General features: G+C 47.7%; 20 protein-coding genes and 1 pseudogene. 16 read left to right on the forward strand and 5 right to left on the reverse strand.

The window, feature by feature from the left end; all coding sequences use genetic code 11:
- Window positions 1-16 precede the first annotated feature (16 nt).
- The gene (locus ACJJIE_RS14300) at window positions 17-910 is read right to left on the reverse strand and encodes a hypothetical protein (protein WP_444892116.1); all 894 of its coding nucleotides are present in this window, start codon (window positions 908-910) and stop codon (window positions 17-19) included.
- 434 nt (window positions 911-1,344) lie between these two features.
- Here ACJJIE_RS14300 and malT point away from each other — a divergent pair, with 434 nt between their 5' ends.
- The 9 genes from malT to ACJJIE_RS14345 all read left to right on the forward strand — a co-directional run bounded on the left by malT (window position 1,345) and on the right by ACJJIE_RS14345 (window position 10,185).
- A complete protein-coding gene (malT, locus tag ACJJIE_RS14305; RefSeq protein ID WP_444892117.1) occupies window positions 1,345-4,059 on the forward strand; it encodes an HTH-type transcriptional regulator MalT in 2,715 nt (904 codons plus the stop codon).
- A gap of 222 nt (window positions 4,060-4,281) precedes the next feature.
- Complete coding sequence (locus tag ACJJIE_RS14310) at window positions 4,282-5,925, forward strand: alpha-amylase family glycosyl hydrolase (protein WP_444892118.1); 1,644 nt, start codon at window positions 4,282-4,284, stop codon at window positions 5,923-5,925.
- Window positions 5,926-6,894: 969 nt separating this feature from the next.
- Window positions 6,895-7,227, forward strand: coding sequence for a hypothetical protein (locus ACJJIE_RS14315; protein ID WP_444892119.1), 333 nt, complete (start codon window positions 6,895-6,897; stop codon window positions 7,225-7,227).
- A 143-nt stretch (window positions 7,228-7,370) separates the two neighbouring features.
- On the forward strand, window positions 7,371-7,583 hold the full coding sequence (locus ACJJIE_RS14320; protein ID WP_444892120.1) for a hypothetical protein: 213 nt from the start codon (window positions 7,371-7,373) through the stop codon (window positions 7,581-7,583).
- Between the two features lie 113 nt (window positions 7,584-7,696).
- Complete coding sequence (locus ACJJIE_RS14325; RefSeq protein WP_444892121.1) at window positions 7,697-8,227, forward strand: CbrC family protein; 531 nt, start codon at window positions 7,697-7,699, stop codon at window positions 8,225-8,227.
- A 129-nt stretch (window positions 8,228-8,356) separates the two neighbouring features.
- Window positions 8,357-8,563 (forward strand): hypothetical protein, encoded by a 207-nt coding sequence (locus tag ACJJIE_RS14330; protein ID WP_444892122.1) that lies wholly within the window; start codon window positions 8,357-8,359, stop codon window positions 8,561-8,563.
- A 124-nt stretch (window positions 8,564-8,687) separates the two neighbouring features.
- Complete coding sequence (locus ACJJIE_RS14335; RefSeq protein ID WP_444892123.1) at window positions 8,688-9,098, forward strand: DUF6896 domain-containing protein; 411 nt, start codon at window positions 8,688-8,690, stop codon at window positions 9,096-9,098.
- A 70-nt stretch (window positions 9,099-9,168) separates the two neighbouring features.
- On the forward strand, window positions 9,169-9,675 hold the full coding sequence (locus ACJJIE_RS14340; RefSeq protein ID WP_444892124.1) for a hypothetical protein: 507 nt from the start codon (window positions 9,169-9,171) through the stop codon (window positions 9,673-9,675).
- Between the two features lie 105 nt (window positions 9,676-9,780).
- A complete protein-coding gene (locus ACJJIE_RS14345; RefSeq protein WP_444892125.1) occupies window positions 9,781-10,185 on the forward strand; it encodes a hypothetical protein in 405 nt (134 codons plus the stop codon).
- 72 nt (window positions 10,186-10,257) lie between these two features.
- On the opposite strand, the gene ltrA (ACJJIE_RS14350) is transcribed toward ACJJIE_RS14345, so the two are convergent.
- A complete protein-coding gene (gene ltrA / locus ACJJIE_RS14350) occupies window positions 10,258-11,529 on the reverse strand; it encodes a group II intron reverse transcriptase/maturase (RefSeq protein WP_444892126.1) in 1,272 nt (423 codons plus the stop codon).
- Between the two features lie 668 nt (window positions 11,530-12,197).
- Here ltrA (ACJJIE_RS14350) and ACJJIE_RS14355 point away from each other — a divergent pair.
- From ACJJIE_RS14355 to ACJJIE_RS14370, 4 genes are all read left to right on the forward strand, one after another.
- A complete protein-coding gene (locus ACJJIE_RS14355) occupies window positions 12,198-12,698 on the forward strand; it encodes a hypothetical protein (RefSeq protein ID WP_444892127.1) in 501 nt (166 codons plus the stop codon).
- Between the two features lie 803 nt (window positions 12,699-13,501).
- Window positions 13,502-14,371 (forward strand): hypothetical protein, encoded by an 870-nt coding sequence (locus tag ACJJIE_RS14360; protein WP_444892128.1) that lies wholly within the window; start codon window positions 13,502-13,504, stop codon window positions 14,369-14,371.
- A 697-nt stretch (window positions 14,372-15,068) separates the two neighbouring features.
- Entirely contained in the window at window positions 15,069-15,527 is a 459-nt protein-coding gene (locus ACJJIE_RS14365) for a hypothetical protein (protein ID WP_444892129.1), read from the forward strand.
- Window positions 15,527-16,096, forward strand: coding sequence for a hypothetical protein (locus tag ACJJIE_RS14370; protein ID WP_444892130.1), 570 nt, complete (start codon window positions 15,527-15,529; stop codon window positions 16,094-16,096). The genes ACJJIE_RS14365 and ACJJIE_RS14370 overlap by 1 nt, the downstream gene beginning before the upstream one ends.
- Here the strand turns inward: ACJJIE_RS14370 and ACJJIE_RS14375 are convergent.
- Window positions 16,034-17,172 (reverse strand): annotated as a pseudogene (locus ACJJIE_RS14375) (IS3 family transposase). The gene ACJJIE_RS14370 and the pseudogene ACJJIE_RS14375 sit on opposite strands and share 63 nt — an antisense overlap.
- A gap of 454 nt (window positions 17,173-17,626) precedes the next feature.
- On the opposite strand from ACJJIE_RS14375, the gene ACJJIE_RS14380 reads away from it, so the two are divergent.
- Window positions 17,627-18,022 (forward strand): hypothetical protein, encoded by a 396-nt coding sequence (locus ACJJIE_RS14380; protein ID WP_444892131.1) that lies wholly within the window; start codon window positions 17,627-17,629, stop codon window positions 18,020-18,022.
- 189 nt (window positions 18,023-18,211) lie between these two features.
- Here ACJJIE_RS14380 and ACJJIE_RS14385 read toward each other — a convergent pair whose 3' ends face one another.
- Window positions 18,212-18,331, reverse strand: coding sequence for a hypothetical protein (locus tag ACJJIE_RS14385; protein ID WP_444892132.1), 120 nt, complete (start codon window positions 18,329-18,331; stop codon window positions 18,212-18,214).
- Between the two features lie 868 nt (window positions 18,332-19,199).
- Here ACJJIE_RS14385 and ACJJIE_RS14390 point away from each other — a divergent pair.
- Window positions 19,200-19,646 (forward strand): hypothetical protein, encoded by a 447-nt coding sequence (locus ACJJIE_RS14390; RefSeq protein WP_444892133.1) that lies wholly within the window; start codon window positions 19,200-19,202, stop codon window positions 19,644-19,646.
- Window positions 19,647-19,769: 123 nt separating this feature from the next.
- On the opposite strand, the gene csrA is transcribed toward ACJJIE_RS14390, so the two are convergent.
- Complete coding sequence (gene csrA / locus ACJJIE_RS14395; RefSeq protein WP_444892134.1) at window positions 19,770-19,958, reverse strand: carbon storage regulator CsrA; 189 nt, start codon at window positions 19,956-19,958, stop codon at window positions 19,770-19,772.
- Between the two features lie 723 nt (window positions 19,959-20,681).
- Between csrA and ltrA (ACJJIE_RS14400) the strand changes: the two genes are divergently transcribed.
- Window positions 20,682-21,980 carry a group II intron reverse transcriptase/maturase gene (gene ltrA, locus ACJJIE_RS14400; protein WP_282931929.1) on the forward strand — a complete coding sequence of 433 codons (1,299 nt, stop codon included), beginning with the start codon at window positions 20,682-20,684 and terminating at the stop codon, window positions 21,978-21,980.
- Window positions 21,981-22,692 lie beyond the last annotated feature (712 nt).

The following is a 22,692-nucleotide window of genomic DNA, read 5'->3' on the forward strand; positions in this document are numbered from 1 at the left end:
TTGAGGTAATTGGGGATTATACCGCGAGAGCCTGCTGAGAGGGTTGTGGATGCCGATGAGCGGGCTTATTCACCGTCTTGAGCAGGGAGCGCACATCCTCTATCAGCTGCTCAACAACTATCGGGTTCCGCCAGTAATCCTCAGGGGGCGAGGGAAAAGCCACTGAACCCAAAGCGCCGTGATCGCTCAGCGAACAAGTCTCATAGTCACGGCACACCGCCTGGTTATAGGAGGGGCTCAGGGGTTTAAGGGGCCAGCCAAACAGGTCATTGGGGTGATAAAAATTCTTCCAGCGAAAATTGTATCCCCGGGAATTGGAGGTGACCGCCTGAATTTGCTCCCTGGGTCGATCGGAACACCACAGGGGCATGGTCGACCCCAGGGTGTACCAATGGCTCAGGGTCTTGAGGCGCAAAAACCTCTCACGCGCCGACCCTTTGTGAACCCCCGCCGGACCACCGTCACGCCAAACACCGCAACTGACATTGGGGCGCTGGGCATCCCATAGGTAATTAGATAGGTTAATACAACCCACCGAGTGGCTGACCAATATCACCGGGGCCCGCTCATCAACCTGATCAGCGGCCTTGGCCAGCGCCGCATAGATCTCGCGCTGGGTCTTTTCGTAGTTGCTATCCCGGCGATCCACAGTGCCGGACTGCGCCGCTGTCTGCGACATCCCCAGGAGTAAATATTTTCGTGCACGCAGGAAGTCCAGCTCGCCCTTCTGCATACTCTCAAAGGTGCGTTCGATATTACTCTGGAAGTGCTCCAGGCCGGGTAATTCAGCGCAGTAGAGACGCGACCACTCCTCCCCAAATTCGGCTTCCAATGCCGCAAACAGTGGCTTTGCAAACGTGTTATCCACAGCCCCCATACCCGCAGCAGCAAGGATTACGATATCCGCCATGGCTTCCTCTTCTTATTATTCTATCGGCGCCTTCGCAGCGCTCGGCTTTTTTAAATGAATGAACATTGATGAAAACCCGCACAAGGGGCATTCTCACTGCCAAAAAAAAATCGAAAAAATACTGAAAGTGGCGCGAGGGGAAGCTGCACAGTCATGCATCCCTTTACGAGCCAGTGTGGATACATCACAGTAAATATGAACTAACGTACCCACTAATGAGCCGCAGAAACTGCATTGCGACGGGTTGAGATGACCGATTTAACCCGAATAGTAATATACTGCCCAAAGCTAAACCGGCGCCACTCCAATTTGCCACCCAAGAGGCGGAATCACCAGAAAGCTGGCCTATTACAGTGCTGTAACAATACCCGGGTCCTGGTGCATAATAGTGGCTGTACAAAAATCAAACATTTATAACAATCCCTCCCGCAGCGATGCTTTTAACTTCCAAATACAGCCTGCCGGATTGCCCCGAGCACGCCCTATCGCGCCCGCGCCTGCTGTCGGTTCTGAACCAATGCCACAGCGATCAACTGCTGTTGGTGACGGCTCCTGCGGGATACGGCAAGACCACGCTGGTTACCTCCTGGGCCTCACAGCAGGACAACCCGGTCGCCTGGTATACGCTGGATGCCAGCGATAATGAACCGAGCCAATTCTGCCGCTACCTGGTGGAAAGTGTGCACAGGGCGACCGGCAATGGTGTCCCCCAGACTCACCAGTTATTGTCCGCGCCCCAGCGCCCAGACCCCTCGACTCTGGTGAGCCACCTTCTGTCGGAACTGCGAGGCCTGCCCAACGAACTGCGCATCGTGCTGGATGACTACCACCAGATCGACAACCAGCAGGTGCACGACACTACCCGCTTTTTGTTGCGCCACGCCCCCGCCGGTGTCGGTATTGTTCTCACCAGTCGCAGCCAACCGCCCCTGGGCCTGGCCACCCTGCGAGTTCAAGGGCGATTACTGGAATTGGGCAGTAATGAGCTGGCCCTCAACATTGAAGAAATTGCCACCCTGCTCAAGCAGCGCCTGCCGTTTAATCTCGACGGCGACCGCGCAGCCCAGCTGCATCATCTCAGTGAGGGCTGGCCCCCCGCCGTACAGCTATTCACTTTATCGGTGCGCGACAGCAACGAAGTGGATCGCTATCTGGCAGAGCTGGAGCAGGGCCACAGTCATATTCTCGATTACCTGGCTGAGGAAGTACTGGAGCGGCTGGAACCCCAACTGCGCCAGCTCCTTTCCTGCACATCGATCCTCACCCGGGTGAATGCCCAACTGGCAGAGCGCCTTACCTGTCGGCAAGATGGTCAGCAGTTGCTGGAAGAAGCCGCGCGCCGGGGGTTATTCCTGCAGGCGCAGGATTCAAGTCGCCAGTGGTTCCGCTTCCACCCGGTCTTCGCCCGCTTCCTGCAGCGGCAAATCAATGACCGCGAACACTTGCTGCAACTGCACAGCACTGCCTGTGATACCTGGCAAGAATTAGACCAGCCAGTGGAGGCCCTGCGCCACGCTCTGGCCGGGGGCGACCGCGAGCGGTTAAAGCAACTGCTCAACGACCGGGGGGAACAGCTTCTGCGCGCGGGGCAATCGCGCCTGCTGCGGGACTGCCTCGACTGGCTCGGTGACGAAGCCCTGCAACACAGCGCCCGCTTTACTCTCCTGTCCGCCAAAATGGCACGGGAGAATTTTGAATACGACCTGTGCGAGAAAAACCTGGCGGCCTCGGAAAGCTGGCTGCAGCGGGAGGACCCGGCACAGTGGCGCGACTTTGAAGGCGCCTTTGCCACCATGCGCGCCCAGGTGGCCATTGCCCGAGGACAGACACTGCAAGCCAAGGAGTATGCTGAAGAAGCCCTGGCCCTACTCCGCGCAGACCAGCTGGGCGAGAGAATCTCCGCTCTGCTGGTCACCGGTGAAACCAGCTTCTGCCTGGGTGCCCTGCAAGAGGCCAACCGCTATATGCAGGAAGTTGAAGCCCTGGCGATCGCCGAGCGGGATATCCCCAGCGCCGCCTGGGCCATCTGTCAACAGACAGAGATCGCCTTTGCCCAGGGCCTGCTGAAGAAAGCGTCCACGCTGCAGGAAAAGGTGCAGACCCTGGTGCAGAAAAATCACCTGTCCACACTGCCCATCTCGGAATTTGTGTGCCGGCTGCGCGGCCAGCTGCAATGGGAGTCCGGCGATCTGGAAGGTGCCGAGCAATCCGCTCGCCGAGGTATGCAAATCAACCGCCGGGTCGGCGAGCACTGGTTGCTGCCGGAGTACACCCTGCTGTTAAAAATCGCCCAGGCCCGAGGGGAGAAAGAGGAGTCCCTGGAATGGCTTGAGCGTATCGAGCGCCTGCTCACAGACGGGCGCTACCACCGGGACTGGATCGCCAACGCCGATGCCACCCGCATCCGCACCTGGCGCGCCCTGGGCAATCAGCAGGCCATCGCAAGCTGGTTGGAACAGGCTACTCCCGTCGCCGACAGGCCCAGCAATCACTTTGAGCAGTGCCACGGGCGCAACCATGTGCGCGCGATGATTGAGCTGCACCACTGGTCCGATGCCAATCGCCTGTTGAGCCGCCTGAAACAAGTCGCCAACGAGTGCTGCCTGGAAACAGATCGCCTGCGCAACCGGGTGCTGGAATCCCACCTGCTGTGGCTGAGGGAGCAATACCCCCAATCTGTAGAGGCTATTAGTGAAGCCCTGCTTCTCTCCCACGAACGGGATTTTCGCGCCAGCTTCCTGCAGATCGGCAAACCTTTAATCGTTATCCTGAAAGCCGCCCTGGAAAATGGCCTGGGAGATGCGGAGTCCAGCAAAGCCCAACAACTGATCAAAGCGGCACAGCAGCAGCCAGAGCTGGACGGTGGTATTCGCATCGAACTGGATGACACCATTATCCGCGAGATACTGGCCAGCGATGCCGTGCCAGACTTCCTGCGCCACTCCCCACTCACCCCAAGGGAATGGCAGGTACTCAATGCGATTCACTCGGGGCTGTCGAACGAGAAAATCGCCCGTCACTTTAAGGTGGCACCGAGCACCATCAAGACCCATATTCGCAGCCTCTACCAAAAGCTGGACGTCAAGGATCGCCAGGAGGCCATCGCCCTGGCCGAGCAAATGCTTCGCTCAGTCCAGGACAAGCCTTAAACAGTCCCGCTCCAGCGGCACAGGGACGTGCCCGCTATGCTCCTCATCCCCCGCCCGCCCGCCCGCCCGCCAATACCAAACCACCCCAGACCGGTCACCCTTTACGCCCCTCTCCCCCCTCGCCGGGGAGGAGGAAGCCCGCCAATGACTGCTCCATACTCACCCTATCCTTTAAAGGTGGACTATCTCCCCCTTTCAAATAATGAAACAAGGCAGTAATCCATGAGCGGCTACAGCTATGAGTGGTGGCGCAACAGCGTTATTTATCAGATTTACCCACGCAGCTTCTGCGACGCCAACGGAGATGGCATCGGTGATATTCCCGGAATTACGCAAAAACTGGATTATGTAAAATCCCTCGGCGTAGACGCCATCTGGATCTCACCCTTTTTTAAATCGCCGATGGTGGATTTTGGCTATGACGTTGCCGACTACCGCGATGTAGACCCTATTTTTGGCAACCTGGAAGATTTCGACCGGATGATCGAAGCGGCCCACGAGCGCGGCCTGAAAGTGATTATCGACCAAATCCTCAGCCACACCTCGGACCAGCACCCCTGGTTCCAGGAGAGCCGCGCCAACCGCGACAATCCCAAAGCGGACTGGTATGTCTGGGTTGATCCCCAAGAAGATGGCACCCCTCCCAACAATTGGGTCTCCGTATTCGGAGGAGGCTCCTGGCGCTGGTGTACCCGCCGCCGCCAGTACTATTTGGCCAACTTCCTCAAAGAGCAGCCGGACCTGAATGTGCACAACCCGGAAGTCCAGGAGCAGTTGCTCGCCGATATGAAGTTCTGGCTCGATCGGGGTGTAGATGGTTTCCGACTGGATGCGGTCAACTTTATTTTCCATCAGCAGGCCCTGGGCAATAACGCGGCGCGCCCGCTCAAGCTCGACGAGAAAGGCCTGCCGCCAGTCAATCACTACGACTACCAGTGGCACCAGAATGATAAATCCCAGCCGGAAAACCTGGTGTTTCTCCAGCGGGTACGACAGTTAATGGATCAATATCCCGGTACTGTGACTGTGGGTGAAGTTGGCGACGACAATACCCATAAAATCATGGCCGAGTACACCACGGAAAAGCGCCTGCACATGGCCTATTCCTTCGATCTATTGACCGAGGATTGCAGTGCGGGTTTCCTGCGCGAAACCCTGGAAAAAAACCGCGACGTAATCGAGAAGGGCTGGCCCTGCTGGTCGATCAGCAATCACGATGTACCCCGCTCAATAACCCGCTGGAACAAAGGCTTTAACGACGATCAAGCCGATGCCAGAGCCCCGCTGTTCCTGCTGATGCAATTGGCACTGCGCGGCAGTGTCTGCCTCTATCAAGGGGAAGAACTGGGCCTGCCGGAAGCGGAAATTGCCTATGAAGACCTGGTAGACCCCTACGGCATTAATCTGTGGCCGGAATTCAAAGGCCGCGATGGCTGCCGCACACCGATGCCCTGGACCAATACCAGCGACGACAACGCAGGCTTTTCCACAGGAAAACCCTGGCTACCTGTTTCTGGGGAGCACCAACAACGGGCGGTAGAGATTCAGCAGGACGCCCAGCGCTCCATGCTCAACCGTTTCCGCGCATTGATCGATTGGCACCGGGAGCTACCCCAATCGTTGGCGACAGCAGAGCAGGAAGTGATCGACACCGGCAGTGATTTGTTTGCTTTTGTAAGGCGTAGCGACAGCGAAGAAATGCTGGTTGTTCTCAACCTGGGGCAAAACAGTGGCACCCTGGAATTACCTGCCGAGTTCTCCGGTGCGCACAATATTACCCCGGCATTATTTGCTGGCAATGCGGAAGGAAATAGCTTAGAGCTCGCTGCCGCAGATGCCTGTGTGTTACTGCGTAAAAAAGCCTGATTGATTAGCAATATTTAAAAGATGCCCAGCTCATAGTCGAGCCTGGGCATCGAGTAAGAATTACAGTCTCTCTGCAACGTCTCTTCCTTTCGACGTCTGCTTTCCCGCCGGCACAATGCCGGCTTTTTTCTCCTTAACTCCAATAACTCATCATCTATAGCCTGCAATACAAAAAACCAGATAAAGATATCCGGTGTGGCTCCCTCTCAAGGTAAGTCTTCGCTATTGGAAATAACCAAATGCAAAGCCAAAATCATCAACTAATGGAAAATACCAACCCATCGAGTTAAGAATCCTTCAATCTCAATTTAAAGCACTACCATTGGAGGGTCACGTCATATGATTTTTCAAATAAAAAATTGAAAAATTCTGAACGTTTATATAAAACCGATAATAGGACTTATATTTTAGCTATTCAGAAATGGGACAGTCCTTCCTTGAAGTACAAGGTGAGAGAGGCTTCTCACAACCTCCCCACCCTATCAGTGAGGCTATTTTCCTTAACAAAATAGATGAATTGCTTCTCCCAGTGAGTATAAGTTTACCTCTCCTTCCTAAAACAACCGTACTTAACTTCAAATATGCTACCAGGAGACTCCCGTGAAACATTCAGTCTTACTTGGTACTCAACCGCGAATATCTTCCATAACATTGCTACTCAAACTGTCTTATATACAGCATTTCATATCTTGTTCTACTTTCAATATCAGAATTCAAGAGAAGCTTCTCCTATTTCTGGAGAGAGCGAGCTAAGTCATTGACTTTAAAGGAGGTGACACTATTGTCACGAGCAAGAAAAGCAGGTAGATATATAGCCGCTGTTATATATCTACCTGTTGAGGATTACGCCAAAGCCTCTAACCTACTGATATTGCTATGTTTTTTGGGTAATCTTGGATGACTGCACCAGAATTATATAGAAGGGTGATATAAAGACGCTTCTTTTGAATTAACTGTTAGGCGATAAGAATGGCGATTGAGATTTACTATGATTCAGCTCTTAAAGGCACAGACATACGTGGAGCCGCTATTCATCTTGATGATGTTCTTCATGAACAGTTAATAAATTTGTGTGTTTCGAATGAAGCTAAATATAGCCACCTTGTTGCTATAGCTCTTATTGAAGACGATCAGTGTCTAGATATAGATCCAGGAAGTACAGAGCGGTTTATCCTTGAGCTAAGAGCTTTAATGGATGAAGACACTTTGTTTGAACCAGTAAAACCAAGCATTGAACGGTTTATTTGTGTTTTAAATAAGGCAAATGAACATCATAGTAAATTAAATGTGTACCTTGACTGAATTTTACCGCCTAACAAGTGGCGGCAATACGCAGCCTTTGGCTGCCGGACTCAGCACTGTGTGCTTCGCCGTTGCGCCAGGCGTTATGATTAAGAAAGTTTCTAAATTCACGCTCTTAACTTACTTGTATTTCGGGGGCCTAATTGATTACATTTTTATACGTTATCCTAATTATCATGCTGGCTGTAGGTCTTGAGATGGTCTATGAAAAAATCAGTGGAGTTGATCGAATATATAAAGCCGATGATACAATGGAGGCTATGGCTAATAGCGGTGTCAAAACTTCTCTCAGGCTAATTGGCTTTGGTTTGTTATCCATTATGATTGTTGTTGGCCTTACCCAAAAGTTTAACTAAGTGCAAAACATAACAAATACAAGCAGGTTGCTGCGGGCCTTTGGCCCTTCGCGGGACGGCCTACGCTACGCTCCAGCCGCCCCTGTTGTAGTCGTTAACCCTCAAGGAGAGTCATGGAATTACCAAAGTTCAAATATCATATAGATCCAGAAGGCAACGACGTAATAGAGGAAAGTGATATTACGTGCGTATGCTGTGGCGAAAAGAGCGGTTACATTTACACTGGCCCGGTCTACGCGATTGCTGATCTAGATGATTCTATTTGTCCTTGGTGTATTGCTAATGGTGATGCAGCAAAGAAATATGATGCTGAGTTTTCAGATTCACATCCTCTGCTGAGCAGTGGTATATCCAAAGAAATTACAGAAGAAGTAACTCAGAGAAATCCTGGGTATGTATCTTGGCAGCAAGAATGCTGGTTGTCCCACTGCAATGATGCTTGTGAGTTTCATGGAGACGCATCAGAGGAAGATGTAAAATATGCATCCGAAGAAACAAAAAAACAATGGATACTTGACTACGAGGGTGATGAGAAATTTTGGAACACTGTGACTGAAGGGTACTACCCAAAAGGTGACAATGCATTTTACAAGTTCAAGTGTCGTCACTGTAAATTGGTTCTTCTAGGGTGGGACTGTTCGTAGTAAAGGGTTAACAAGGTGCTGCACGCGGATTTGGTAAAGCTGTCACCTTTTTTGTGAACAAAAAAGCCGCCAACTTCACTAAACCGGTGAGCACGGCGTTAGAGCTACCAATAAAACCGAGTGTAATTAATGTTCACACAAATATGGAAAGGTTGGACTACGGGTGTTTCCGTTATCTTTACGCCGCTGTTCTTAATTGCTGCTTTGGTACAACCTGACGCCCCTGGTAATATGCTTTTAGCCGTACCATTAGTTCCGATCATAGCTGCTGGGCAAGGCGTGTTAGTTGGAGCGCTGGTTTGTCTTGGTCTCAAAATATTGTCATTTAAAAATTAACATGAGTGCCACAAACTCTAACAAGCAGCAGCACGAACGCCCGGCAAAAAGCGCCAGGCTGGACGGCCTACACGCCGCTTCGCTCTGTTTCGGCCGCCCGTGTGCTGGGCGTTATGTGTAAATCATGAATGCTGAACTTCGAAAAATCATCTCCGACTTCAAAGAAAAAGTTGAAGAGGCCAATGAGCTACTAAAGAGGTATCTTAAGATTGATGAACCTCATAATTGGGGGCCGCCTATTGAGCAGGTTGGCATGCTTGGAGGGAAGCATAAGTACTTTTTCCACGGTATTGGCTGTAAAGTTCATATCAGTAAAAAAGATATTGTTGACTTCGACTATGGAGTCAATGGTCGTATTGATGGTTTCGATGAGTGGAGACTATGTGGCTTCGTTCGTACTCGTAGCAAGCAATATCCCAATGTAAAAGAAAGTGATATTAAACAATGGTTTCAGGAGGCTATTGAAGCCAAAGAAATAAAGAAAGCGGATCCGAGAGAATATGGCAATTTGTACTATCTCGTGCAAAACACATAACAAAGCAAGGCAAAATCGCCCTGCGGGCTGGACGCGCTAACGCGCGCCTTTGCTTGCGGCGTTAGGCACATTGGAAGCTATGCTCTCTAAGTCACAATTATTCGAAACATATAGAGTCCTTGGGCTGGCAGCGATGCATCCAGCTGGAGCGGAATATAAAGTGGCTTGGGCAATGACATTACTAGAGAGTGGAGCTGACACTGAATCTTTGGCAGAGCTCGCTACTTTCCAGCCACCATTTAATGAATTTGAAATCGACGACTATTTTGGTCGTGTATTAAAAGAGCTAGCTATTGCTCGACCACCTGACGATGATTCGTTAATGGGGTATGCCAAAGTAATCGCTCAGGAATGTGTCGAAGGTAAGATAAAGCCTGAGATAGCAGCATCTAAACTATATAGTGCGAACGTTGATTTAGATTATCCAGAATACTTGAATCATTTTACCGAACTAGAAGATGAGTGGTATTGTGAGCACATTAACGGTTGGACTAGAGACCAACGTAAAAATGAAATTATTAAGGCGTGCCAAGCATTGGACAATAGCATTAAATTTCCAGTGTTTCGCAGTGCCTAACAAAGGCCGGCAACGGACTTTCAAACCTGTCACTTTTTGTGCCCTTCGCTGCACAAAAATCGCCAGCTTTGCCAGCCGCTGCGGCCGGCGTTAGGCATCTAGAGTATGGAGCTACAAGAAGTCTGTGAATCTCTTTTAGACAATGCTGATATGAGCATTGACTTTGGTGCTTATCCGAAAGTTACTCTGGATATATTGGTCCAAGGCACCGTAAACGATAAATTCTGGAAGGTAGTATTTGAGTGTGGCCAAGTGGTACACATGGATGCCGAGTTTGATGACGACTCATCAAATAGTGATCTGTTTATGGTTTTGGAAGCAAGCGTTAACGAAACAATCAAAGGTAAAGTAACGCCAGCAGTTCAGCATAGAATGGATGGATTAAGCGATGAAGATCCAGTTTGGATAGTGCATCTATACGGTAGTATGTCACTCACAATAGTCACAACAAAGTTTAATTGGCAGCTCATTGAGCTATCTGAAAAAGAGTACGAGGCTGCCTATGCCTAAATCGGGTAGCCGATAGTTTCTAGCTACCGGCCCCCACACCACCCATCGTGCGGGTCCGCAATGGGCGGTTCCCTATCCGTAATGAATCTCTACCCAACGATCCCGCAATGAAATCAAACCCATCTCTTCGAAGAACTCATTATTGAGCGCAATATGAATACCCTCAGTTTTTGCGCTTCGCCAGTAACTTTTACCGGACGAGCCGCAGGTAACTGCCAGCGATTCACTCACACCCATACGCAGTAAATTTCGAACTTTCGTTCTCACTCTGCGCCAATTCTTCCAATAGCTCATTCTTAATCGCCGCCGTATCCAGCAGTCAAGATCAATACATTTTTGATAGCCTTGCGCTATCCCAAAATAGTTAATCCAGCCACGCAGAAATACGGTAAGTTCTTTCAGTTTCTTTTCCATAGAGATACCACGGGATCGTCCTGTAAGCTGACGGACGTGGTATTTAAATTGGCGCAGTGACTTATCATGCCAGACAAGCTTTGCTCCACGGAAAGAAAAACCCAGAAACTTACAACGACTAACGGGGACTACTTGGCTTTTAGCATCGTTAACTTTGAGCTTAAGTTTGAGCTCAACAAAGCGTTTAATGCTCGTCATAACCCGCTCACCTGAGCGTTTAGAGGAAACGACAATTACGAAATCGTCCGCATAGCGGACGAAATTGTGTTGGCGTTTTTCCAGCTCTTTGTCGAGCAGGTCGAGTACAATATTAGACAGCAGCGGCGATAAAGGGCCACCTTGTGGCACCCCCTCATGACAGGCTTTCCAGCATCCATCTTCTACTCTTCCTGCACGCAAGTAGCTTGCGATCAGTTTGAGTAAGCGCTTATCGCTGATTCTTTGGCCAAGTAAACTCATGAGGAAATCATGATTTACCCGATCGAAGAATTTAGATAAATCGACATCCAGTGCTATTCGTTTCCCTCCCTCGATATACTTTCGCAGCTTTTTCACCGCATGATGCTGTGATCGCTTTGGGCGGAATCCATAACTGAACTCCGAAAAGGTTTTATCGAAACTGGGACCGATGATTTGGGCGATAGCCTGCTGAATAACACGATCAAAGATCGTAGGTATCCCGAGCCCACGCTGGCCACCATCTGGCTTGCGAATGTAGACGCGCCTGACGGGAAGCGGCTGGTAATGCCCCTGTCGAATAGTCTCGATGAGGTCGTCGCCAACTGCCTTGAAGTGCTGCACAAAATTATCGACAGTAATCCCGTCAATGCCTGCGGCACCTTTGTTGCTTCGCACGTGTTTCCATGCAGCATTAAGATTTTCTTTGCTGAGGATGGCTTCAAGCAGATTTTCATTTGAGTTGAGTGTCATGGCAGTGCGCTACGTCAATTTTATATCCGGCTGGCAACATATCAGTAGGCTAGCCCTGTCTTTTAACTCGTGGATTTTGGGTTGAGGCCTTCACCGTATCCAAGGTATTAATCTTGGCATTTGGCTACTATGCCGTCGGCTGACTTCTGTTTAATCACCTTGATCATTACTGACCAAGGCGCCGCTGTGTTCCACCAATTTTGTTTACCCCCGCGATGGTGGGGCCTACTTATGAGTCAGCGGCCACGCTGACAGCTTCACAGCGGCAAGTTAAACAGATCTCCCCAGATAAGAACGTGAACTTTCACTACACAACTGCATCATTTACTCTACCCGTTAGATCACACGGCTTCGGTGTCCTTGGCCACCTCGCCTCCAGGCCAAGCCTTATATGATGTTTCTGTCCGTCAGCTCGTAGTTTTGCTAGCGGCTTCCTCCCCACAAGACCTCACGATGTTGCAGTTGCCATTCGCTAGTAGTTAGCATTTAATGGAATCCATTAAACGGTGATCTTCCTACAGGAGACTTGCACCCCATTAGTTCACGCCCATGCTGGGCGTACCAAGCGGCGGCAATACGCAGCCATCGGCTGCCGGACTCAGCACTATGTGCTTCGCCGTTACGCCAGGCGTTAGGAGGTAGGAGGTAGGAGTTAATAAAGGAATACCATGGAATTTTTTAATCAATCCTTTTGGCAGGGGTTTGCTGCTTCATTGGCTGTAGTCATTGTAGTTGCGTTACTTTCACCAATAAGAAACCGAATATCAGACTACTGGAACAAGAGACGGTTAAAAAAACATAACCAAAGATTAAATATGCTTAAATGGGAAAAAGAGCATCTTGAGAAAGTCAAGAAATCTAGCGTAGCTCTTAGCAGGGCTGTTTACTCTGATATTTTTTGGTTGCTTTTCCTCCTTAGTTTGGGGTTAGGACTACCGATTTTAGGTCCGGTAGCTTCGTCCATGAATCCTCTTTTTGTACCTATAGTTAAAATTCTAACTCCACTTTCAGTGCCTATCTGGTTTGCCGCTTTAGCAATAGCTTTTAAAAATATAAAAAAGTTCAGCAACCTTAATAATTACTCGAAGGCTATTGAAAATCTAGACTCAAAAATAGAGGGAGTAGAGAATAAAATCGAGGCAATCTCTCCTAAATCGGGTAGCCGGTAGTTTCTAGCTACCGGCCCCCACACCACCCATCGTGCGGGTCCGCAATGGGCGGTTCCCTATCCGTAATGAATCTCTACCCAACGATAGTGTCGAGCAGATCTTCATTTGAGTTGAGTGTCATGGCAGTGCGCTACGTCAATTTTATATCCGGCTGGCAACACATCGGTAGGCTAGCCTGTCTTTTAACTCGTGGATTTTGGGTTCAGGCCTTCACCGTATCCAAGGTATTAATCTTAGCATTTGGCTACCATGCCCTCGGCTGACTTCTGTTTAATCACCTTGATCATTGCTGACCGAGGCGCTTCTGTGTTCCACCATTTGTTTTTAATCTCCGCTATGGTGGCTAGCGGGCAGGGCCTATTTATGAGTCAGCAGCCGCGCAGACAGCTTCACAGCGGCAAGCTAAACAGATCTCCCCAGATAAGAACGTGAACTTTCACTACACAACTGCATCATTTACTCTACCCGTTAGATCACATGGCTTCGGTGTCCTTGGCCACCTAGCCTCAAGGCTAAGCCTTATATGATGTTTCTGTTCGTCAGCTCGTAGTTTTGCTAGCGGCTTCCTCCCCACAAGACCTCGCGGTATTGCAGTTGCCATTCGCTAGTAGTTAGCATTTAATGGAATCCATTAAATCGTGATCCTCCTACAGGGGACTTTTACCCCATTAGTTCACGCCCATGCTGGGCGTACCAATGCAAGGCAACATCGCCCACTGCATGGGCTGGACCTCCATTTCACAGCTTCGCTGCTATATTACGGCCGTTGCTTGCGGCGTTAAGCCCAATGAATAGAGAGATCGATGAGTATTAAGCCAGATTGGAATGAAATAGCTCAAAGGATTGGAGATGATCTAAGTCATGATGACTTGCATTCTGAATGGTCTAAAGAATGCAAAAAATGGTTAGAGTCAATCGCCAGTGAATTTGGCAGTGACTATAGAGTCGAAGAATCACCCAATTTCTCGATAATGTCGAATGAAAGCGATCGATACATTCACGTTTTCTCTGGGTTCTTAGAAAGAACTTTAAAACGAATTTTAAACACTCTTGATGGAATTGCTTCCGACGAAGGGTTTGGAAAGCATGTAGCGCTAATCTTTCAAGATATTGACCAATATTACGAATATATAGGTATGTTCTTTCCAAATGAAGGTGAGTTTGGCCTTAGCTCAGGAATGTACATAAATGAAGGCTATGGTCATTTTGTGTTTCCATCTCAAGATATAAATTTTGCTGAGCCCATTGCAGTTCATGAGCTAACCCATGCTTGCTTGGTTCATCTCCCGATACCATTATGGCTCAATGAAGGTATGGCTGTTCTGATGGAAGATGTACTTGCAGGTAATCGCCTTTTCCTGGATAAAGAAATGGTTGAGCGCCACCAAAGGTATTGGAATGAAGATACTATCCAAGATTTTTGGTCAGGAGAGAGCTTTATGGCAATAGATGAAGGTCAGGAGCTTAGCTATCACTTAGCTCACATTCTTGCCCGTAATATATCCCAGGATTTTTCGGCTTTTGCAAAGTTCAGTAATCATTCAAATTACGAAGATGCAGGCGAGTCGGCAGCTCAAGAATGTTTAGGCTTGTCACTCACACAAATAGTTGGTTCCTTTCTCGGAGAGGGAAACTGGCAACCAGATGGTAGGCTTAAATCGGGTAGCCGGTAGTTTTTAGCTACCGGCCCCCACACCACCCATCATGCAGGTCCGCAATGGGCGGTTCCTATCCGTAATCAATCTCTACCCAACGATAGTGTCGAGCAGATCTTCATTTGAGTTGAGTGTCATGGCAGTGCGCCACATCAACTTTAACCGACTGGAAACATATCAGTAGGCTAGCCCTGTCTTTCAACTCGTGGATTTAGGTTCAGGCCTTCACCCTGTCCAAGGTATTAATCTTGGCATTTGGCTACTATGCCGTCTGCTGACTTCTGTTTAATCACCCTACTCATTACTGAGCGGAGCGCTGCTGTGTTCCACCATTTTTTTCTATCTCCGCGATGGTGGCTAGCGAGTTGGGCCTATTTATGAGTCAGCGGCCACGCTGACAGCTTTACAGCAGCAGGTTGAACAGATCTCCCCAGATAAGAACGTGAACTTTCACTACACAACTGCATCATTTACTCTACCCGTTAGATCACATGGCTTCGGTGTTCTTGGCCACCTCGCCTCCAGGCTAAGCCTTATATGATGTTTCTGTCCGTCAGATCGTAGTCTTGCTCACGGCTTCCTCCCCACCAGACCTCACGGTATTGCAGTTGCCATTCGCTAGTAGTTAGCATTTAATGGAACCCATTAAACGGTGATCTTCCTACAGGGGACTTTCACCCCATTAGTTCACGCCCATGCTGGGCGTACCAAGTTTATGAAACACCGTTGCGGCCAAAAAACGGCCTTCACTGGACGCGCTGAAAAACGCGCGCCGTTTATAAAAGCGTTAGCACTCAATATGAATCGAGCATTATTTTTACTATTCGCCATCATTCTTTGCTCCTGTGACTCTGGCGTTGAATGGCGTGATAGCCCGTATGAGGTAATATGGATTGATACGGGTGATAATCGCACGCTTAATCACGAGATAAGTGAAAATGCATCAATTGGCCGAGTAGAAGCAGAAGTTATAGCTGTCGGAAGTAATGATAGATACGTGGTGGCAAAACAAAAGCCGCTAGATGGTGGTCCTATCTCATACTTCTACATAGACCGAGCCAAAGATGATAAGTATTTAAACTGGGATGAAATCACTCAAGGCCCATTTTCTGAGGCCAGATTTCTTTTATTAAAAACAGAACTGGGCCTCCCTGAATTTAGCAAGGAGTTCTAGTGCAAAGTGCTAACAAGGCCAGCAAATCTGACCTCCACAAGCTGTCTTCTTTTTTGCAAAAAAAACAAAAAAGTAGCCATCTTGCTCCGGCAGTTTCTGGCGGCGTTATAAGGCATAAAGGAGTAACGGTGAGAACTCTAACTTTCATAATTCTTCTATTACTCATGGGTTGTGAATGCGACTCAATTTGCGTAGCTAGTAAAGAAACCAAAAGTTTACTTAAAAACTATTCAAATCAAACCGAGGTGGTTAGTTATCTACAAACCTACAATGGCGAAGGGCCTGGTTCTGAAAAGTTTGCAGTATTTGTGGCGTGGGGTGTAGAACACCCAGAAGAGTTCATTTCAATAATGAACCATCAAAATATAACCGAGCAAACACTAGACTTAATCTCCTACACAATATCTGACATAGGCTACAGCAAAGAGTATTGTGAAATTTATGAGCCATCAGTAAATGGTCGTAATGTTGCCACTTGTTGTGGTCAACTCCAACCGGACACTTTCCTAAGCACATTTTTCAAATTCGATAGGGGTTACGTCCCCCAGTGTTGTATGTATCCTGCGTGAATTGTAATACGCAATATAGGCCCTCACGTCTGTTATCGCACCCTCCCTTGTCGGATAGAGGTTTCCTGTTAACCATTCCCGCTTCAGGCTACTAAAAAAACGCTCAGTAGGTGCATTGTCCCAACAATTTCCCTTGCGGCTCATTGAGCACACCATTCCATGCTGCTTTAGTAGCGCTTGGTAGCTATGGCTGGCATACTGGCTACCTCGATCAGAGTGATGCAGCAGACCTTTTGTTGGGGTGCGCAAATTGATAGCCATAACCAGTGCACGACTTGCCAGGGCCGTCTCCATCTGGCGGTCTAAGTGCCAGCCAACAATCCGGCGTGAATAAAGATCAATTACCACTGCTAGGTATAACCAACCCTGCAAAGTCCAGATATAGGTAATATCCGTAGTCCAAACTTGATTTTTAGCACTCGGTGAGAAATCCCTATTTAGAAGATTCTCAGCAACTGGCAGTTGGTGCTTGCTATTTGTGGTTAGTGTAAATCGCTTCTTCTGTTTTACTACCAAGCCGAGCTTTTTCATGAGTTTGCGGACTCGATAACGCCCAATTTCAAAGCCTTCTTTGCGCAACAGCTTCATTAACCGACGGCTTCCGAGACTCTCACGAGATTCTGCAAATAAGGCCTTCAATCGATGGCATAGTTGCCAAATCTGGCCATCTATTGGGCTATCACTACGACGACACCATTCGTAATAGCTGCTCTTATTTACTTGCATTACTTGGCAGAGCACTCTAACTGGAAAGCTACCTTGCTGCTTTTTAATAAATTCGTACTTTATTTCATTTCTTTCGCAAAGAAGGCGCTGGCCTTTTTTAGGATTTCCTTCTCCCTCCGCAATTGCTTTACTTCACGTCGCAGTTGATCCAGTTCAGCTCGTTCGCCCGAATCCAACCTTACTCCGCTCTCTTCCTGCTCCAGCTCCTTTATCCAGCGTCGCAGATTGTTAGCAGTGGTTCCTACAGCCTCTGCGGCCTTGGAAATCGAATACCCTTGTTCTGAGACAAGAGCTACGGCGTCTTTCTTGAACTCCGGCTTGAATTTCCGGCGTGTACCTTTTGTTGTCATACTTCACCTCGCTAGGTAGTTTTACCATCTTAACGAAGTGTCCGGAAGGATTAGACCACTACATTATGCATAGGTCTAATCTCAAAGTTCGCTGATGACGTCGAAAAGGCATCGATAGAAAATCGAGACTCCATCATGAGGGGAGCTTGCTTTTGGGAAAAAGCTTTTCAATTTGCGGCATATGTTGCTCGCTGTATTTACTGGTGGCTTCGTATCTTTTGTAAAGCTATACCAGCTTATAACCTATGGGCATTGCGAGGCCAAAGGAGCAAAAGTAGATGGTGCTGTGGGCTATGGTATTGCCTTTTTCCTTCTAGTAATTTTCATAGCCCTACTTATTGCAACTATTAAAGACTGGCGGAGAAGCTAATGCATAATAAACAGCAGAACGATTGCCACAAATCATGGCGGCTGGCTACGCTCGCGTTTTTTGTCGGCATTACAAGGCATTAGCATGATTGCAAAAATTACGTTAATAATTCTTCTTTGTTTTTCAAATTTATGTCTTGCGAGCACAGTAATGCAGCTAGAAACAGAACAAAAACGACAAGAAATTCATCTCCGGCAAGAAAACACCAAAGGTTTTATTCCCATCTTAAAAGATGGCAAGGACTTCTCGGTGCTAAAACTGAAACTACCTAAGCTGACAGATGATGAACTAGAATTTAGTGAGGTCGTTCTTTCAAATGGCGCAAACAATATTGTCAGGCTTCCACTGCACAGCTTTGGAATTAATCTGCAAGAGTATGTTGGTGTTGAAATAAATAAAAATATAGTTATGGTGGCCACATTCAAACTTACTTATACCAATACCATTTATATAGTTGAGTGCCAAATCTACGCTTTGTAAAAAACTGTAACAAGTACAGCCCAGCAAGCTGGGCCAGGCCTTTAAACAGGCAACTCCTAACAAGTGACTTTAATTACTCGTCAAGTTATGAAGCCATACTTTCATCCCAGTAGGTATTGTTTTTCAGGATCATAATCTGCTTTCTCATACAGGCAATCAGAGCGACCTTTTTAGGTTTGCCAGCATCGACTAACCGCTGATACATCGATTGCCCTGGAAGCTACCGCTATCATGGTTCATCGGGGCGATACCGACAAGTGCAGCAATTTCTTTACGGTTCAATTTTCCTAGCTCGGAAAGTTCACTCATCAACGTATAAGCCAATACATTTCCGACCCTTTTAGCGCTCAACAATAGATCGCGCCTTTGCCGCCACTCAGACACACTGTTAACCAGTTTATCCAGTTGTTTGTCGATTCTTTGTATCTCTTTTTAATGGTGTTTAGAACGATCTGTATAGGTTTGTGCACTGATTTAGGCATCCTCTGAAGCCGATTTTTTGCATTGTGCTCATCTCTAAATACTGACTTCTTATAGTCAGTAGGTCACTAATCCCTCTGAGTTTTTCTAGCTTAAGCGCGGATATTCTTGGGGAGACGTCCTGCGGATTTGGCGAAGCTTCTTATTTGAGACGGGTTGCAAACAACAACAGGTAATCCTGCTTTGTCAGCGGCGCAAACAAACTCTAATTCGAGTCTTCCTGTAGACTCTATTAATACTCTTTGAGGTTTAAGAGGTTGTAGTTGTTTAATAGTATCCCTTATGTAATTTTTATCATTAGCAACACTAAAGAATTGGCCAGTAGGTCTCACATAAATATCGAGTTGTTTACTACTGGTATCGATACCGACCTTGATCTCTTGAAGTTTCCTAAGATAAGCTATCTCCGCCTTGCTATTCGGGCTCGAGACCCACATGACTATTCGAGTTATGCCTAGTGAGTGTCTGTCACGTTCCTGCTTGTTAACAGCCTTTATAAACCGATGCAGCAACGAACTGTGAAAACATGGCCTTCGGTAGCTGTCGAAGGTGGGTCTAAATTTACCCGTTAGCGAAAGGAATTTTTAACATCAGAATTGGACAAGAACAACCATACAAGCACCAGCAAAACATACGAGGAAAATAGGTACTTAACTCGCAACAACTTCCTCGCCTTTATGATGAGCATTAGGTTTTTATGAGAGCGATCGTTTACTTCAGAGATTTCTTAGTGCTAGTTGGCGGCATAACGCTAATCGTATTGAGCTTTGATGCCTACAACTTTTTATTTCCAAGTAAGCCTGAGCCTCGACCAGATTTATTTGATTGGAGTGTTGTTGGTGAGTATCCGAATTCTGACAATACAGTGATTGCAGTTCTTGAGCGTGGCGTATCAAACACTAGGGTCAATACGGCACCTTTCTATCACATAAAGTTACAAACATTAGAAAACTCTAGTGAGTGGCAAAATCACTGGATGATCTGGAATAGCCAAGTTAATCAACCTCCGAGTATCCAATGGATTGATCAAAGTAATATCGAGATTAAACAAATCAGCTATAGAGTTTGGGAGTACGAGCCATCCGTAGAGTTAAATGGTAAAACCTATTGGGCTCATTTAAATACATTACAAACAAAACCCTAACAATAACACTAAATACGCTCCTTATTGGTCGCTGGGCGCGCAAAAAAGCTGCGCACCGTTTATGTGAGCATTAACCCTATAGCCCGGCGGACTCACGCTGCTTCTTAGCGGCGCTCTATAATCTCAACCAACTCCATCCCCCGCCACCCTCTCCTTTTGGACGCGTCTATAGATTTCCTCACGGTGAACGGGTATAGATTTGGGAGCACGTATTCCTATCTTTACCTGATTACCCTTAACTTCCAGTACTGTAATTGAAACGTTCGCTCCAATCCGTAAGTTTTCACCCGTCCGGCGCTTTAAGATCAACATAATTGCTTCCTATGAATACTCAAACCATGCGTAGCCCCCCCTTAATGGAAGGATTTGAAAGTAACTTTTAAGGAAAGCGAGGTGGGGCGCGAGAACGGTAGGCATAGAAGTAGAAAAGGCAGGCACAACGCTTCCAGAGCCTGGGGACACACTCCAAGCTGCTGAATGGACTCCACTTTATTGAAGACGAGCGGGTTTCTAGCGTATGATCCATATAGCCAGTGCGTCCTGAGTATTTTTTTTTTATAAATAAATAAAAAAAAAAATACGTGCTATCCAGGAGATGGAGGTCGGCCCTCCGTTATCGCTTTGCAGGAAGTGATAACAAACCCCCTCAAGGTGATCGGAGTAAAGAGCTTTGGTTAGAAGCGCTTGAGGAAAAGGCGTACGAGATACGTCAGGTATGTTGTGTAGAGACGAATGCAAATGAACCACTGATGAGGTGTCGAAAGCGTATTACCAAGATGATGTCAAAACCCGTGCACTGGCTAAGTGCGGGGATAAGCTTGGAGGTTACCTGTTTACCGACCGAGTGGCATCCGGCATAGAGGTGGCGTGAACACACAACAGGCTTTTGGGTGGAACAGGAGAACCTGTCGTCCAGGTGTTAAGGAAGAGCGTCAAGTAGAGGCCCTGCAAGACGTTGAGTACCAAGACTGGTCACAGGGGCGGAACAACCCGTAGTAGTGGAGAAGCGGCTGTAATGGACGTGGAGCGAAGGGGTTGTCGTATTCGGCGACTAACCGTGTAATCAACCCAGATGGGGAGGAATTAACGATTAGCGCAAAGCCATTCAATATTCCCAAGCGAGCGGTTTGGGAAGCGTGGAAGCAGATCAAGGCCAATGGCGGCGGAGCGGGGATTGATGAGATAACGATAGAGCAATATGAATCGAATCTCGCCAAAAACCTGTACAAGCTATGGAATCGGATGTCATCTGGCAGCTATTTTCCATCAGCCGTCAAACGAGTGGATATTCCGAAACTCGATGGCAGCCTGCGACCACTGGGTATCCCCACAATCGAAGATCGCATTGCGCAAATGGTGGCTAAGCAACTGCTGGAGCCAGAATTGGAGAAGGTATTTCACCCTGACTCCTACGGCTATCGGCCAGGCAAATCTGCTATAGACGCAGTGCGCCGAGCTCGACAACGATGCTGGGATAGAATCTGGGTAGTTGATTTAGATATCAAGGGTTTCTTTGACAATATTAATCACGAACTCCTGCTGAAGGCATTAGATAAACATAATAATCATCAGTGGGTCAGACTCTATGTACAGCGCTGGTTAACGGCTCCAGTACAACATCGGGACGGACAGCTTGAAGAGCGAACACAAGGTACTCCACAAGGGGGTGTAATCAGCCCTCTACTGGCAAACTTGTTTTTGCACTACGCGCTGGACGCCTGGATGGTGAGAACGCACAGAGATATTCCTTTTGAGCGTTACGCGGATGATGCTGTTTACCATTGTCGTAATCCTCGAGAGGCGGATCGCTTACTGGCGGCTCTAAAAGCACGCTTGACTACCTGCGGGCTTGAGGCTCATCCAGAGAAAACGCGCAAGGTCTATTGCAAGAACAGTAATCGTAAAGACTCCCACCCAGTGATCCACTTTGACTTTCTGGGCTTTCGATTTGGTCCCAGAAAAGCAAGGAATCGCCAAGGACAGATCTTCACCGCATTTAGTCCTTCAATGAGCCCTAAGGCCTTCAAGAGGATTAAGGATAAGGTCAGGCAATGGCGAGTAATAAACTGGGTGGATCGATCACTATCTGAAATGGCAAAAGTACTTAATCCCGCAATACAGGGTTGGCTGAACTACTATGGTCACTTTGGGCGGAGATATGGTGTTTATCGACTTCAGAAGTATCTTGACCAAACGCTGATGCGTTGGGCCAGGAAGAAGTTTAAGCATCTGAAGCGAAGCTGTTTCAAAAGTTGGGCCTTTATTGGAAAAGTTCGTCAACAAATGCGCGGCTTGTTTGCACACTGGAGAATGGGAAGATTGAAAATGTGCTGAATACGAAGAGCCGTATGAATTGAGAGGTTCACGTACGGTTCTGTGAGAGGTCGAAGGGGAAGTTCCTTTGGTCTACTCGACTTTTGATAGTTAGAGTATCAACTTGGTTAGCTGGCCCTAGGTGTTAGCGCACCTTGGGTCAGCGCCTTTTACTTACTTTTACGTCACGCTACCGTTCTCCTTTGAGGGAATGGTTTTTAGAAAATTCTTGATTCTCTCGAATATCTTTGATCATCGGTCTTCAGAAGGCTGTTTAATGGCGACCCAAATACCGATAAATATCTACCGATTTTACGCAGCTTTGACACTAAAACAAACTGAATAAAATCCAATAAGATTATTTTTGTGCCTATATTTTTCGCTGTTCACACTTTAAAAATTTTGGTTGCGCATAAAAATGGCTGAAAAAAATTAATATCCCCACCCACTCCCATACCTGAATTCAGAAAACAATAGATCATCAATACTGCTGAAATGTCTCCCACATATCTACAGAAAAGATCTCTCGATATACCAAAATAGCCTGCAGACTTTTAGGATATTACTGCGAGGTTCAGGGGCATCTGAACAACCCACTGATACTTCTACTTACAGGACAATCGCAGTCAGACCGCAGCTTTGCAGGAATATCTAGACTTTAAAAGAAGGCGCTACAGCGTGTATGAATCACTCTGAAAGCCCTGCAGACCGGGCCTTGAAGACAATAGCTGTT

The organism is Microbulbifer maximicatervae (SeqCode) (genome assembly GCF_052467325.1).